The 14235-nt window shown below is 65.2% G+C and carries 15 protein-coding genes; 10 read left to right on the top strand and 5 right to left on the bottom strand.

Annotated features, from left to right (window positions below; all coding sequences use genetic code 11):
• From BLR29_RS14270 to BLR29_RS14260, 3 genes are all read left to right on the top strand, one after another.
• Entirely contained in the window at positions 1-402 is a 402-nt protein-coding gene (locus tag BLR29_RS14270; protein WP_092137649.1) for a cupin domain-containing protein, read from the top strand.
• 67 nt (positions 403-469) lie between these two features.
• On the top strand, positions 470-1675 hold the full coding sequence (locus tag BLR29_RS14265; RefSeq protein ID WP_092137648.1) for an NAD(P)/FAD-dependent oxidoreductase: 1206 nt from the start codon (positions 470-472) through the stop codon (positions 1673-1675).
• Between the two features lie 321 nt (positions 1676-1996).
• Positions 1997-2812: a response regulator transcription factor gene (locus BLR29_RS14260; protein ID WP_369804612.1), complete on the top strand. Its 816-nt coding sequence runs from the start codon at positions 1997-1999 to the stop codon at positions 2810-2812.
• Here BLR29_RS14260 and BLR29_RS14255 read toward each other — a convergent pair.
• From BLR29_RS14255 to BLR29_RS14245, 3 genes are all read right to left on the bottom strand, one after another.
• Positions 2806-4089 carry a DUF3734 domain-containing protein gene (locus BLR29_RS14255; protein WP_369804611.1) on the bottom strand — a complete coding sequence of 428 codons (1284 nt, stop codon included), beginning with the start codon at positions 4087-4089 and terminating at the stop codon, positions 2806-2808. The genes BLR29_RS14260 and BLR29_RS14255 overlap by 7 nt on opposite strands.
• A gap of 215 nt (positions 4090-4304) precedes the next feature.
• Positions 4305-5087: a 3-hydroxybutyrate dehydrogenase gene (locus BLR29_RS14250; protein ID WP_092137646.1), complete on the bottom strand. Its 783-nt coding sequence runs from the start codon at positions 5085-5087 to the stop codon at positions 4305-4307.
• A gap of 57 nt (positions 5088-5144) precedes the next feature.
• Complete coding sequence (locus BLR29_RS14245) at positions 5145-5888, bottom strand: acetoacetate decarboxylase (RefSeq protein ID WP_092137645.1); 744 nt, start codon at positions 5886-5888, stop codon at positions 5145-5147.
• A 404-nt stretch (positions 5889-6292) separates the two neighbouring features.
• Between BLR29_RS14245 and BLR29_RS14240 the strand changes: the two genes are divergently transcribed.
• Positions 6293-6790 (top strand): hypothetical protein, encoded by a 498-nt coding sequence (locus tag BLR29_RS14240; RefSeq protein WP_092137644.1) that lies wholly within the window; start codon positions 6293-6295, stop codon positions 6788-6790.
• Positions 6791-6851: 61 nt separating this feature from the next.
• Here BLR29_RS14240 and BLR29_RS14235 read toward each other — a convergent pair whose 3' ends face one another.
• Positions 6852-7916, bottom strand: coding sequence for a VWA domain-containing protein (locus BLR29_RS14235; RefSeq protein ID WP_092137643.1), 1065 nt, complete (start codon positions 7914-7916; stop codon positions 6852-6854).
• A gap of 74 nt (positions 7917-7990) precedes the next feature.
• On the opposite strand from BLR29_RS14235, the gene BLR29_RS14230 reads away from it, so the two are divergent.
• The 6 genes from BLR29_RS14230 to BLR29_RS14205 all read left to right on the top strand — a co-directional run bounded on the left by BLR29_RS14230 (position 7991) and on the right by BLR29_RS14205 (position 13705).
• Positions 7991-8932 (top strand): trypsin-like peptidase domain-containing protein, encoded by a 942-nt coding sequence (locus tag BLR29_RS14230; protein ID WP_092137642.1) that lies wholly within the window; start codon positions 7991-7993, stop codon positions 8930-8932.
• Between the two features lie 12 nt (positions 8933-8944).
• Positions 8945-9958 (top strand): AAA family ATPase, encoded by a 1014-nt coding sequence (locus tag BLR29_RS14225; RefSeq protein ID WP_092137641.1) that lies wholly within the window; start codon positions 8945-8947, stop codon positions 9956-9958.
• On the top strand, positions 9936-10934 hold the full coding sequence (locus BLR29_RS14220) for a DUF58 domain-containing protein (protein WP_092137640.1): 999 nt from the start codon (positions 9936-9938) through the stop codon (positions 10932-10934). Before BLR29_RS14225 ends, BLR29_RS14220 begins: the two co-directional genes overlap by 23 nt.
• Positions 10931-12028 carry a VWA domain-containing protein gene (locus BLR29_RS14215; protein ID WP_092137639.1) on the top strand — a complete coding sequence of 366 codons (1098 nt, stop codon included), beginning with the start codon at positions 10931-10933 and terminating at the stop codon, positions 12026-12028. Before BLR29_RS14220 ends, BLR29_RS14215 begins: the two co-directional genes overlap by 4 nt.
• A gap of 343 nt (positions 12029-12371) precedes the next feature.
• Positions 12372-12827, top strand: a complete 456-nt coding sequence (locus BLR29_RS14210; protein ID WP_092137638.1) for a nuclear transport factor 2 family protein — start codon at positions 12372-12374, stop codon at positions 12825-12827.
• A 203-nt stretch (positions 12828-13030) separates the two neighbouring features.
• The gene (locus BLR29_RS14205) at positions 13031-13705 is read left to right on the top strand and encodes a response regulator transcription factor (RefSeq protein WP_092137637.1); all 675 of its coding nucleotides are present in this window, start codon (positions 13031-13033) and stop codon (positions 13703-13705) included.
• Positions 13706-13750: 45 nt separating this feature from the next.
• Here BLR29_RS14205 and BLR29_RS14200 read toward each other — a convergent pair whose 3' ends face one another.
• Positions 13751-14122 (bottom strand): response regulator transcription factor, encoded by a 372-nt coding sequence (locus BLR29_RS14200; RefSeq protein WP_092137816.1) that lies wholly within the window; start codon positions 14120-14122, stop codon positions 13751-13753.
• Positions 14123-14235: the final 113 nt, after the last annotated feature.

Here is a 14235-nt window from a genome sequence, read left to right as displayed (position 1 = left end):
ATGAAGACATTCTTTCCCGCCGCCGCCATCGCGCTGTCGTGCCTGATGGCCGCCGCACCGGCCGTGGCCGCGCCCGAGGCAAACGTCACGCTGCTGACGACGGAGCCCCTGCCCGAGTATCCCGGCAAGGAAGTGCAGATGATCGCCGTCGACTATCCGCCCGGGGCCGTCGATCCAGTGCATCGCCATGACGCGCACGGGTTCATCTACGTGCTCGAAGGCAGCATCATCATGGGCGTCAAGGGCGGCAAGGAAGTCGTGCTCAAGCCGGGCGACACCTTCCACGAAGGCCCCAACGACATCCATACCGTCGGACGAAACGCCAGCACCACGAAGCCGGCCAAGTTCATCGTGCTTCTGATCAAAAACAAGGGCGCGCCGATCCTGACGCCAGTGAAGTAACCAGCCGCCGGCCTCTCCTGAGGCCGACAGTATCGAAGTTCCAAGCCAATCCCATGAGGTAACTGCTATGACGCGAAGAATCCTGATTATCGGCGGCGGATTTGCCGGACTATGGTCGGCGCTGGGCGCAGCGCGCGTGCTCGATATGGAGAGTCACGCCAGCTCGAACGTGGAAATCACCCTGGTCTCGCCCAAGCCGGAGCTCCACGTACGGCCCCGTCTGCACGAAGCGAGCCCCGAGAACATGGCAGTACCGTTCCTGCCGCTGCTGGACGCCGTCGATGTCAAGTTCATCGAAGGCACGGTCGATTGCATCCATCCCACTGACCATAGCGTGGATATCACCACGACGGCCGGCGAGAAGCAGTCCGTCAGCTACGACCGCCTGGTACTGACCAGCGGCAGCCGTCTGTTCCGGCCGCCGCTTCCCGGTCTGGCGGAGCATGCATTCGCGGTCGATCAGATCGATGACGCCGTCAAGCTGCGCAAGCATCTGGAGGGCCTGGCATCGCAGCCGGACACCACCGCGCGCAATACCTTCGTGGTGGTCGGCGGCGGCTTCACCGGGCTGGAGGTGGCAACGGAACTGCCGGAGCGCCTCCGCGCCATCCTTGGCGACAGCGTACGTCCGCGCATCGTTGTCATCGAACGTTCCGACGCCATCGGCCCGGATCTCGGACCCGGTCCGCGCCCGGCCATTCTCGAGGCGCTGGAGCACCTTGGCATCGAAACCCGCGTGGGTGCGGGAGTCGTCTCCGTCGACGCCACCGGCGTGGTCACCGCCACCGGGGAGCGGATCGACGCCGGCACGGTGATCTGGACCGGCGGCATGGTCGCCAGCAGCCTGACGTCGCAGATCTCGCCCCAGCTCGACCGCCAGGGTCGCCTGGACGTGACCCCCGACCTTCGCGTGATTGGCGCCAAGAATGTGTTCGGCGCCGGCGATGTCGTGCGGGCGCTCACCGATGACGAAGACCACTACTCGCTCATGTCGTGCCAGCACGCGCTGTTCATGGGGCGATTCGCGGGCCACAACGTTGCCGCCGATCTGCTGGGATTGCCGACGATCGAATACCGCCAGCCGTTCTACGCCACCTGCCTCGACCTCGGCGCATGGGGCGCGGTCTATACCGAAGGCTGGGACAGGCAGGTCAAGCTGACGCACGCCGAGGGCAAGGAGCGCAAGCTGTTGATCAATACACAGTGGATCTATCCGCCCGCAGCCGATCGGGAGCAGGCCCTCGCCGCCGGCAATCCGAATATCACGTACTAAGAGGCACTATAAAAATGATTCTGGCGTCGTTGCGCGGCCTTGCCGTACCACTTGTACTGTCTGCGGCCGCGCGCCTAGCCAGAACCGCTATCGCTTCATTTTGATAGCGCCTCCAACAAGCCAGGCAGTTCCTCACCTCCCTTGACCGGCGCCCCTCCCTCCCGTGGGGGTGCCGGTTTTTTTCTCCTTCTCCCCTTTCTTCCTTCACATATTCGCCTCCGGCGACCGCGTCGATTGATGCGCGCAAGGAAACGCCGCTTCCCCTCCACGTGTCTTGTCCGGCGTTCCGCAGCTGTCTAGACTGGCTTCCGGAATATCCCGATGCACGCGCCCGCCACCGATGAGCGAGATGAGTGTTACCCATCCAAACCCCCTCATGCCGCGCAGATGGCACCGTGCCACGAACCGGAGCAAACCGTGAAGCCCATGTCATCGAAGCCCTATCACAACGGCGAGGCCATCGAACCCCTGGTGTATATCGTCGATGACGATCCGGGCATGAACGAAGCCCTGGCGGACCTGTTGCGCTCGGTGGGCATGCGATCCCGCTCCTTCCTTTCGGCCGACGCGTTCCTGGCAACGCGAATCGAGGATGTCCCGGGATGCGCGATTCTCGACGTCCGCTTGAAGGGCGCCAACGGACTGGATGTCCAGCGCGAGCTGAACCGGCGCGGCGTCTGCCTGCCCGTGGTGTTCATCACGGGCTATGGCGATATTGAAATGACGGTAAAGGCGATGAAGGCAGGCGCGATGGACTTCCTGACCAAGCCCTTCCGCGATCAGGACCTGCTCGATGCCGTTGCGGCGGCGATTGCGGTGGATCGCAGCAAGCGCGATGCGCTGCAATGCGGTGATGACCTGCGCGCCCGCTTTGCCTCGCTCAGCGACCGTGAGCGTGAAGTGATGATGCTCGCGGCCTCGGGGCTCATGAACAAGCAGATCGCCGGCAAGATCGGCATCAGCGAGGTCACCATCAAGATCCACCGGGGCAATGCCATGCGCAAGATGGCGGCACGCACGTTTGCCGACCTCGTCAAGATGGCGCTCGAGCTCGACCTCTCGCCTCAGCGCGCCGGAACATTCGTCGCACCGCGCCACGGCATCGGCGCGGTGCAGCCGTCCATGCTCAGTTATTGATGGCTCTCGCGGTGCTCGCGGTGCTCGCGTTGCTTGCGGTGGATGTCGTGCGTGACGAACGGATTTTCATGCGATGGCATCGCAAACCATTCCGGGTGCAGGAGCGTCCCGCGCATATCGTCCAGCCCGCTGGTCCAGTGCTCGTTCATCGTCAACGGCCCGAACTGGAAGTCCTTGGCGCTGCCTTCAAACGATTTGTCGCGGTAGATCAGCTGGATGACATTCCTGCGCGCGTCGCAGGCGCATTCCGCCGCGCGCTGATAGGCTTCGCTCTTTCGCTGGGCGGGCGGGACCAGCGCCATCACGTCGCCGAGCATCCGACGAAAGTTCTGCTGCTCGCTCATGTAGTCCGTGATGGTGCGCGTGCGACTGGAGTACTGGACATCCTTCTGCCGCGCTGCCACGCCCAGGAGATTCTCCGGCACCGGCCCACGCGCGCTCCATAGGTCCACCTGGAAGATCAGCGCGCTGCGCCTGGGCTGTTCCCGCAAGATGGCCGTCAGCGGGGTGTTGGAGACCAGACCGCCGTCCCAATAGAATTCGCCATCGATTTCCACCGCGGGAAAGCCGGGCGGCAGCGCGCCTGAGGCCATGAAATGCTCGGCACGAAGCCTGATCTTCGTATTATCGAAGTAGACGAAATTGCCCGTGCGCACGTTCACGGCGCCCACCGACACGCGCATTGCCGATGGGTGATTGATGCGGTCGAAATCGGCAAAGCGCTCGAGCGTGGCTTTCAGCGGCGTCGTATCGTAGTAGCTCGCGCTGGCCGGTCCCGTCGGATGGCCGAATGGCGCGTGCCAGGCGCGCGGAGAAAAGAAGCCACGTTGTCCCTCGACCAGCGCGCGCGCCGCCTCGATGCCATCGAACCAGATACGGAGCGGATCTGGCCAGTGCTGCGCGCCCTCCGCGATCATGTCATACGGGACCAGACTGGGAAGCCAGGGCTGCCCGCAGATGTGCTCCCAGAACTGGCGCAATCTCTCGACACGATGCTCCGGCGCGTTGCCGGCGATGATTGCCGCATTCAACGCACCGATGGAAATGCCCGCGATCCAGTTCGGCTCGATGCCGGCCTCGGCCATCCCCTGATAGACACCCGCCTGATAGGAACCCAGGGCGCCGCCACCCTGCAGCACCAGCGCACAGACCGCGTAGCCGCGATCGATTTCGGTCTTTGCCGTCGCCGCGCCGGAGGTGCCCTGCAAGTCCTGTCTTTCGTGAAACATGTTCGCTCCTGGTTTTTGTCGATTCTCGTGCCGCCCCGGGGGCGGCAATGACGCGCTTGGAGGTTGTTGAAAAATGAAGCGAAGCGGTCCTGGCTAGGGCGAAGCAGGGGTTTCGGATCGCACGCGATCCGCCTGCGTAGCGGCATGCGCCTGCCGGCACATGCGCGCCCTGCAAGGGCGCGGCCGCAGACACCATACAACTGGTACGGCAAGCGAATGTGGCAAACCCGGCAACGACGCCAGGATCTTCTTTAAACGACCTCTTATTGCATGTACCAGCCGTGACTGACTACGAACGACTGCCCCGTCAGTGCGGCGGAAGGAAACGCGCTCAGGAACAGCGCCGTTTGCGCGACGTCCTCGACCGTGGTGAAGACGCCGTCGACGGTTCCGCCCAGCATCACGCGACGCACCACTTCTTCCTCGCTGATGCCAAGCTCGCGGGCTTGTTCCGGGATCTGCTTGTCGACCAGCGGCGTGCGGACAAAGCCGGGGCAAATGACATGCGAGCGGACGTTGTGCTCGCCGCCCTCCTTGGCCACCACCCGCGCAAGGCCCAGCAGCCCATGCTTGGCGGCGACGTATGCGCATTTGAGCGGTGACGCTTCATGCGAGTGAACGGAGCCCATGTAGATGATGGTGCCGCCCCGCCCGTCGCGGTACATGTGCTTGAGCGCCGCGCGCGTGGTCAGGAACGCGCCGTCCAGGTGGATGGCCTGCATGCGCTTCCAGTCGGCAAAGCTGTACTCGTGCACCGGATTGACAATCTGGATGCCCGCGTTCGACACCAGGATGTCGACGCCGCCGAACCGGTTCGCCACTTCCTCGGTCGCGCGTTCGACGGCGTCCTCGTCCGTGACGTCCATGGCCACGCCCATTGCCAGGCCGCCACGGGTCTCGATGCCGTCCGCGACCTTGCGCGCAGCGTCCAGGTTCAGGTCGGCCACGGCAACGGCCGCGCCTTCGCTGGCCAGCAGTTCCGCGATCGCCTTGCCAATGCCGCTGGCGGCGCCAGTCACGATGGCCGATTTACCTTGAAGCTTCATTCTTGTTCTCCACGAGTTGATGGAATTGGGGTTATCCAATGCGATGGGGGATCTTCGTCACTGCTGCAGGTAGTCGAAGACGACCTCGCCCAGACCCAGGGTCAGGTCGGCGACGTAGTGCTTCGCACCGATGACTTCGATGACGGGCAGCGAGGCAACCGGTGCCAGCGCGTGCGGAAACAGCGACAGCGCGGCCGGGCCGCTCCATGCGCCCTTGACGTCGACGTCCTTCAGGAAATAGCAAACCAGCTCGCAGATGCGGGCGGAGCCGTCGACATGCGGGATGATCTTGAGCAGGTAGTTGGGGGTATTCGCCAGCGCATCGCGAACCTGGGTCTTGTCGATGCACCGATGCTTGTAGCCCATCGTGCCAGTCGCCACCCGGACCGGACCGTAGTCGAGCGTGCCCAGGAGCGTGTCGGTCTCGACGGCGAGCCGCGGACTTGCCAGCTTCTTCGGGAAGCCCCACAGCTCCCGCCCGGCAGCGAGCGGCGGATGGTCGTCGAGGAACATGGCATGCGTATAGTTGCCGCGCCGCCCCTGGTACATCACCGGAATCACCTGCCCGGATTCGGTGTAGTCCCCGAATCCCGTCGAATCCGGCATGCGGATGAATTCGTAATGCACCACCGGTTCGGCAATCTCCAGCGGCTCCGGCACCACGGCGCGCAGCAGGTCGGGATCGGTTCGGTACGAGATGACAAAGTACTCCCGCTGCAGAAATCGATACGGCCCCATCGGGTAGGCCGGGTTGACGAGGGGCGTGGCATACGCGCGCTCCCGGATGGTCTGGACGTCCATGGTGCTTGAGGCTCCTGAAGGCGATACCGTGCCGCGATTCCGCTGTCCCCATGACAGCGATTCGTCACGACTCGACCCGACTCATTCTCGGAGGCCGATCAGGCTAAATCCATCACACATGGGTATCAGTGGGCTCGCGCGCGATCTGGCAAGGGATTCCGGGCCATTGCGGCGCCGGGCGTCATACCGGAAGTCAGGGCCATCATGCTTGAGGCTTAGCGCTTGCCGCGAAGGGATGAACGGCGCTCGACTCGCGATGCGGGTGGCGGCGATGGCATGCCAATCTCGCGAAGGGTGCCGGAGGCAGCCACTTACGGTATCCTCGCTGTCCCCTCCCGAGGCCTGTTGCCCCTCCTGTCCGGTGGCAGCCGCGGCGATCACGAACTGAATGGATAGCGATTTTCATGACTCACATCGACAACACGCTTTCGGAGAGCGACTCCGACCCGATTCATGAACCTCGTCTCTGGCGAGACAAAGGCTGGACTGCCAGGGTGATCAAGAATGAGGATGGCGAGGGCTGGGCCGTCGAGATGATCCGGGAGGGAAGCGCGGAGCCCGCGCTGGTCGGTCCATGGACCATGGGCAGAAACAAGGTCGATCCGAAGCCGCTCGATGCCACCGCGCACCAGACGCTGGTGAAGACGGCCTCCGAGGTCATCCGCCGGCACGAGCAGCAGTTGCACGCGCAACTCAACAAGCAGGTCACCGTCGAGGCCGGGTCCGAGGTGATAACCGTCAGGCTTGCCATCACGCCGGACGAATTCGAGCCATTCGGCACGCTCACGGCCACCGGACCGTTGGGGGACGTTCTCGCTACCGTCAATGTGCGACCGGACTTTCGCCTGACGCGGGAGAGCGCCGGCCGGTGGGCAGCCGAGGGCTTTGGCAAGATTCGCTAGGTCACGCTCGCCGGGCTGCTCTCCGCATGAGGTGCCGCTTTCGTCACCGGCCAGATTGCCGTCATCGCCGGAACCACAACATCGAGAGCGCGCACGCCACTACCAGCAGCAGGACCGAGGCCACCGAGAACAGGGCGCCCAGCTCGGTCTCCTTGCGCTCGAGCGCGAAGCGGGCGCTGAGCTGGCGATACACCTGGCTCAGGTCGGCGGCCGAGCCCGCCTGGAAGTACTCCCCGCCCGTGATCGTCGCTACCGCGCGCAAGGCCGGTTCATCGAGCTGCATGAAGTAAGACAGGCTTGACTCGCCGCCAACCCCGCCCTGCGTGGAACCAAAACCCACCGTATAGACCCGCACGCCGCGCTCGGCGGCCATGTGCGCGGCTTCCGACGGGTCCGGGCCAGTGGTGCGGCGGCCATCGCTGAGCAGGATCACCGCGCCGTGCCGATAGGAGCCGGGCTCCACCGCCTGCCGCTCCCGCTCCCGTTTGCGCACGGCGTCCGCCGCGGCGACGTCGTCGAGCGATGTGGCGCCACGCTCGGCACGGGCCGACGTGCTGCTGAACAGTATCGCCTCCAGATCAATGCCATCGTCGGGAAACAACACCGCCAGCGACTGGATCAGTCCGCTGCCGGTTGCCGTGCCGCGCTGGAGCTGAAAACGCTCGATCGCATCCAGCATGTCGTGCCGATTGTTGGTGGGGGGTAGCACCACGGTCGCCGTGGAGGCAAACGAGACAATCCCCAGGCGCACGTTGGCCGGCAGCCCGACGATCAGGTCCCGGGCGGCCTGCTGGGCGGCACTGATCCGCGTGGGCGGCACGTCGGTCGCCTCCATGCTGCGGGAGGTGTCCATCGCCAGGACCAGGGTGACCGACTCGGCCGGCAGGGTGACGGTGGCGCTGGGGCGCGCGCAGGCCAGCAGGGCGGCGGCCAGCGCGAACAGGAAGATCAGGGGTGGGATGTGGCGCCGCAGCCGTTGGCGGGCACCCAGGGCCGCGCGGGGCAGTGCCAGGCTGGCATAAAGCAGCGCGCCTTTCTTGCGCCGCGCAATCACGTACAGATAAGCGGCTGCCAGCAGAGGGAGCGCGAGCAGCAGCCAGAGCATTTGCGGCCAGAGAAACTGCATGCCCTGCTCCTTGGCGCGTGGGTAAGAGGATGGTACTGTATTTTTTAAGGCGAGACGGGACCTCGGGAGCGGCGATGAAACGGGTGACGATCTACGGATGGGCCTCGGTGGCAGTCGCGCTGGTCTTCGCCGCAGGGGTGGCATCCGCCTGGCTGTTGCGGCCGACGCCACGCCCCCTCACGCAACGAGACATCGACGCGGCCGTGATGCACACGCTGCAAACCCGGAACCTGCCGTCGCGCACCGCCCGGGCGGCCGAGGCGATTCGCGAGTCGGTGGTGGAAATCCGCAGTTTCACGCCCGTGGAAAAGACGGCGGAGCCGGCGCCCTCCCCCAAGAACAGGCGTGATCCCTCTGCCACACCGCCCAAATCCCCCCCGCCAGCCCGAGCCTTCCCGCGCGACGAATTCGGCACGGCCGATCCACCCGGCGGCAAGGAGCCCCCCGCCGCTAGGGACCCGCCCGGGGGCAAGCCCGAAGCGCGCCACATCGGCTCGGGCGTGGTCGTGACGGAAAACGGCATCGTCATCACCAACTACCATGTCATCGCCGACGCCCGGCGCCTGGAGATCCGGTTCCACGACGGGTCCACGTCCGAGGCGTCGGTGCTGCAGGCGATCCCGGAGAAAGACCTCGCCATCATCCAGGCCAAGTCCATTCCCGACGACCTGCCGGCGGCGACGCTCGGCTCCAGCAAGGACCTCGCGCCCGGCACCGAGGTCGTCGCGGTCGGCTTTCCGTTCGGCATCGGGCCGTCGGTGTCCGCCGGCGTAGTGTCCGGACTCGACCGTGAATACATTTCGCCAGACAAGAAGCAGAACCTGGACAAACTCATCCAGTTCGATGCCGCCGTCAATCCAGGCAACTCCGGCGGACCGCTGGTGAACATGAATGGCGAGGTGGTGGGCATCGTCACCGCCATCCTCAATCCCAACAAGAGCGGCACCTTCGTCGGCATTGGCTTCGCCATCACGATCGAAAGCGCCGGCAGTTCCGTCGGATCTTCACCTTTCTAGTCGCGGAGGCCCATGAACGACCAAGCCAGAGGCGCTGTGGACAGCGCCAACCTGATGGAACGCCTGCTGTACGAGGTGAAACGCGTGGTGGTCGGTCAGGACCACTTTCTCGAACGGGTGCTGGTGGCCATCCTTGCCGGGGGGCACTTGCTGGTGGAAGGCGTGCCGGGCCTGGCCAAGACGCTGACCGTCAACACCCTGGCCAGGACCATGAGCGGGTCCTTCAAGCGCATCCAGTTCACGCCCGATCTCCTGCCGGCCGACCTGATCGGCACGCGCATGTATCACCAGGGCACGGGAGAGTTCTCGACGGTGCGGGGGCCGGTCTTCGCCAACCTGCTGCTGGCCGACGAAATCAACCGGGCGCCCGCCAAGGTGCAGAGCGCACTGCTGGAAGTCATGCAGGAGCGGCAGGTCACCATCGCCGGCGAGAGCCATCCGGTGCCCACGCCATTCCTCGTCATGGCCACGCAGAATCCGATCGAGACCGAAGGCACTTACCCGCTGCCCGAGGCGCAGGTCGACCGCTTCATGATGAAGGTGCTGGTGGGATACCCCAGCGAGGAAGAGGAGGTCGTCATCGTCAACCGCGTCACCGGCCCGCGGATCAGCGTCAGCCCGATCGCCACGCCCGCGCAACTGGCAGGCCTGCAGGAAGAATGCCGCAAGGTCTACGTTGATCCGGGCCTGATCCAGTACGCGGCGCGCCTGGTGGCCGCTACCCGCAAGCCGGGCGCCTACGAACTGGCCGATCTGGATCGCTACATTTCCTTCGGTGCCAGCCCCCGCGCCACCATCGGCCTGATCGAAGGGGCGCGCGCGCTGGCGTTCCTGCGCGCCCGGGACTATGCCCTGCCCGACGATGTGATCGACCTCGTGCCCGACGTCTTGCGCCATCGCCTGGCACTCTCCTACGAGGCGATGTCCGACGGCGTGACGCCCGACCAGCTCGTCACCCGCATCCTGCAGGCCCTGCCGGTGCCCGAGCGGCCACTGGAATCCCATGTTCGGGCGACTGCGCGCTAGGCGTCGGCCCGGGCCGGACGCCGCCGCACCCGACGGCCCGCCGGCCAGGGCGGCGCTGGCCGGCGTCGGCGCAAGCCGGACCGAGGCCTTGTTGCGCCGCCTGGAATGGACGGTGGTCCGCCGCCTCGATGGCCTGCTGCAGGGCGACTATCGCACGCTGTTCCGCGGCTTTGGGCTGGACCTTGCCGACCTGCGCGAATATTGCCCCGGCGACGACGTGCGCCACATCGACTGGAACGTGACGGCACGGCTGCAGACGCCGCACGTGCGCGAGTTCCAGGAAGATCGCGAGGTCTACGCGTGGTTCCTGCTGGACCTGAGCGGATCGGTCGATTTCGGCTCCGGCGACGTGCGCAAGCGCGACCTGCTGAGCGACTTCACCACCGTCATGGCGAGCCTGCTGATGCGCTATGGCAACCGGGTTGGCGCAGTGCTTTATAGCGGGGCGGGAGACATGACCGCGTCCGTGGTGCCCGCGCGCTCGGGGCGCCGCCAGTTGCTGCACCTGATCGACCGCATCCACGCCACGCCGGCCGCTTCTCCGGGCGACACGCGGTTGCGCGACTTGCTGGAGCGGGCACGGGCCGTCGCGAAACGACGGTCGGTGCTGTTCGTTGTCTCCGACTTCATCAGCGCCCCGGGTTGGCAAGCGTCGCTCGCCATGCTGGCGCGGCGTCACGAGGTCATCGCCGTGCGGCTGGTCGATCCCCTGGAGATGGCGCTGCCCGACCTGGGCCTGGTGGTGCTGCAGGATGCCGAATCCGGAGAGCAGATGTTCGTGGACACGCACGATCCGGCCTTCAGGAAGCGTTTTGCCGCCGCCGCCGAGGCGCGCGAGGCCGAACTCCGCCTGGGATTTACGCGGGCCGGCGTGGATTGCCTGACGCTGTCGACCTACGCCCGCCTGGATCTGGCCCTGCTGCACTTCGCCCGTGAGCGCCGTCATCGGCAAGGCGCCGTCAAGGGGGCCGCATGATCGATGCGATGAGCCGACTGCCCGTCTTCAGCTTCCTGTGGCCCGACATGTTGTGGTTACTGGCGATCGTGCTGATGCTGACCGCTGGCTATGTATGGCTGGATGCCCGCCGGCGGCGCGCTGCGGTGCACTATCCCGCCCTGAAGTCCGTCGGCCTTGGCATCCGGGGCGGCGCGAACTGGCGCCGCCACGTGTCGCCCGCGCTGACCTTGCTGGCGCTGACCGCGCTGATCTTCGCCATCGCCCGTCCGCAGGCCGTGATGATGTTGCCCTCGCGCATCGAAACCGTGATCCTGGTCATCGACCTGTCCGGCAGCATGCGAGCGCAGGATGTCCAGCCCAGCCGCATCCGCGCCGCCCAGCAGGCCGCCAAAGTCTTGCTGGACGCACAGCCCGCAGGCGTCAACGTGGGGGTCGTCGCGATGGCCGGCACGGCCGCGCTGGCACAGATCCCGAGTCGCAGGAAGGAAGACGTGGCCACGGCGATCGACCGTCTGCAGCCGCAAGGCGGCACCGCCCTGGGCAACGGCCTGCTTATCGCGCTCACGACGCTGCTGCCACAGGTGGGCAACGACGCCGAGCGCCTCATGAACGACGACACGCCGCCCAAAAAACCCGAGGCATCCGGCAAGTCGGCCGGCGGTGTGGCCGGCGGGCTTGACGCCGCCGGCAGCGAAGACAGCGTGACGCCCGGCTCCTACGCCTCCGGTGTGATCGTCCTGTTCTCCGATGGTGAAAACAACGCCGGCCCGGGCGCGATGCAGGCGGCGCAACTTGCCGCCACGCATGGCGTGCGCATCTACACCGTGGGCGTCGGCACGCCAGAAGGCGTCGTGCTGTCGGCCGACGGCTGGTCGTCCCGCGTCAAGCTGGACGAGAAGGTATTGAAGCAAGTCGCCGACGCAACCGGCGCCGAGTACTTTCGTCTCGAAGATGCCACCAGGCTGACGAAGGTGTACCGCGCGCTGAACGCAAGGCTGGCATTCGACAAGCGCGACCAGGTCGAAATCACCGCGCTCTTCGCCGCGCTGGGCGCGCTGCTGGCGACCTGTGCAGGGCTGCTGTCGCTGTGGTGGTTCGGGCGCGTGGTGTAGGCAACGCCGATCCGACCACATCTTCCACTCCGGGTCGCTGCCCGTACCTCCCGTACCTCCCGTACCCCCCGTATCCCCCCGTACCCTGTTTCGACGGCAGCTCGCGAATTCGCAACGGCCTCAGGCAAATCCATTTCCACACGCCCGCGCTATGTGCGACAGCGCACATACACGGCGGCGTGGCGGCGCCATACATGGCGGCTCGCGATACGACCCGCCCCCTCCGATAAAGCGGCGCAAACACGCGGGATGTTTACGTCGCAATCTCCTGGCGCCGGAATGGCCGTTGACAGCGCAGGCAGAAAAATAACCGCCGTCCCAACGCAATCCAAGGAGCATTCCCATGCGAACCGCCAATCTCGTTGCATCGGCGTTGTTCTCGGCCTGGCTATTGGGCACACCGCTCGCGTCAGCACAAGTCGGTAAAGTCGAGCAGCAAATCTCCGTACTGTCCGATGAGATGATCCAGGCCAACCTGAAAGGGGACACCAGCTTCTACCAGAAGTATTACGCCGACGATGCCACGATCGTCCACGGCAACGGCAAGCTGTTCACGAAGGATCAGGACATCGCGGATCTCAAGTCGGGCTCCCTGAAGTACGAGTCCATTGACGTCCGGGAGAAAGCGATACGGGTGTATGGCGATACGGCGGTCGTTCACTTGCTGCTCACCTTCAAAGGGTCACTCAGCGGACAACCGTTTGGCCCGATCAACCTCCGCAGAACGGTGGTTTGGGTCAACCAGAAGGGAAGCTGGAAAGTTGTCGCGTGGCAGGTGACACGAGCAGAGGGCAAGTAGGCGCACTCCTCACCGGCACGTGAGGCGTTCGCGCCACAGGAATGACCGCACACCCCGGCTCTGCCTCTTGCGACACGGGCGGCGGCGGCACCGGCGACGTGGCGACGTCCGTCAGGCACATTTCAAACCACCTACAATGGCTAGGGTGATCTGTCGGACCCGATGCCGCCGCATGTGCCGCCGGTCGGGAGTAAGGAGGCGAGATGAGTTCGCTGTCGCAGTCGACTTCGGCCCAGAGCCCTCGCGACCGCAAGGAGCCTGTCGTCTATGTGGTTGACGACGACGAGTCCATTCGGCTGGCCCTCGGCGGCCTGCTGCGCTCGATCGGGCTGCATGTGGAGACCTTCGAATCGTCGCAGGACTTTCTTGCCTTCCCGAAGCACAACGTGCCCAGTTGCCTGATTCTCGACGTCAGGCTGCGCGGCGAAAGCGGCCTTGCCTTCCAGGAACAGATTGCGAAGAGCGATGTGCGCATGCCGATCGTCTTCATGACCGGACATGGCGACATCGCGATGACGGTCAAGGCCATGAAGGCGGGGGCCGTCGATTTCCTCGCCAAGCCGTTTCGCGACCAGGACATGCTGGACGCCGTTGCGAATGCACTGGCGCGCGACGGCGAGCGTCTCGCGGCTGAACAATCGAACGAGGCGACTCGTGCTGGCTACGATTCATTGACGCCGCGCGAACGGGAGGTGCTGGGGTTCGTCGTGGCTGGCCTGATGAACAAACAGATTGCCTCCGAGATGCATATCAGCGAGGTGACCGTGAAGATCCACCGTGGGCAGGTGATGAAGAAAATGGCGGCGCGATCCGTTGCGGATCTCGTCAGGAAATCGGAATCACTGGGCATCCATCCGCAGCAGCGGAAGTCGTCCTGAAGCCGGCGACCTTGGGAGCGCGGCGCCGGCCGGTTTCCTCATCCGCTACGGCAGGTCCAGCGCAACGCTGAGCCAGTGCGCGATGGCGTCGGGGTCCACCGGCTTCTCGAGCACCGCCAGCGCGCCGTTCGCCTTCGCCTTCGCCATCAGTTCCGCGGTCGGAAACGCCGTGATAAAGATGGTCGGCGGCAAGAATCCGAGTTCCAGAATGCGGTCATGCATGGCGACTCCCGACATGCCGGGCATCATGACGTCGGAGATCAGGCATGACGTCTCGGCGACGTAGCCCGACTGCAGGAATTCCTCCGCCGATGCGAACAGGCGTGTTTGCCGGCCGAACGAGCGCACGAGACTCTCAGTCGCGAGGCGGACGGCCTCGTCGTCGTCGACAATCGAAACTATCTGAGCGGAGCACAAAAGACCAACCTCGATCGTCAGGAAAGGGGCGGCACGCAGCCAGAACGCCACCGCATGCCTCTATGTCTACGATTCCAGCGTAATTCCCCTGTCAGCGGCCAAGAATCATACCA

The sequence above is a fragment of the Cupriavidus sp. YR651 genome (assembly GCF_900101625.1).
In the GTDB taxonomy this organism is placed as follows: Bacteria; Pseudomonadota; Gammaproteobacteria; order Burkholderiales; family Burkholderiaceae; genus Cupriavidus.
The sequence above is the reverse complement of the archived record's forward strand: the minus strand, read 5'-3'. Positions and strand labels throughout refer to the sequence as shown.